Genomic DNA, 440 nt, shown 5'->3' on the forward strand with positions numbered 1-440 from the left:
TTGGTGCCGAAGTTAACACATTAAGCACTCCGCCTGGGGAGTACGGTCGCAAGACTGAAACTCAAAGGAATTGACGGGGACCCGCACAAGCAGTGGAGTATGTGGTTTAATTCGAAGCAACGCGAAGAACCTTACCAGGTCTTGACATCCCTCTGATCGATGCAGAGATGTATCTTTCCTTCGGGACAGAGGAGACAGGTGGTGCATGGTTGTCGTCAGCTCGTGTCGTGAGATGTTGGGTTAAGTCCCGCAACGAGCGCAACCCTTATATTTAGTTGCCAGCATTTCGGATGGGCACTCTAGATAGACTGCCGGTGACAAACCGGAGGAAGGTGGGGATGACGTCAAATCATCATGCCCCTTATGACCTGGGCTACACACGTACTACAATGGCCGGTACAACGGGCTGCGAAATCGCGAGATGGAGCCAATCCCAACAA

The 440-nt window shown here is 52.0% G+C and carries 1 rRNA gene; it reads left to right on the forward strand.

Annotated elements, in window-relative coordinates:
- Positions 1–440: ribosomal RNA gene (locus AC1DE7_RS31855) — 16S ribosomal RNA — on the forward strand; the annotation flags it as partial.

This window comes from Paenibacillus sp. 10L310, assembly GCF_056395745.1.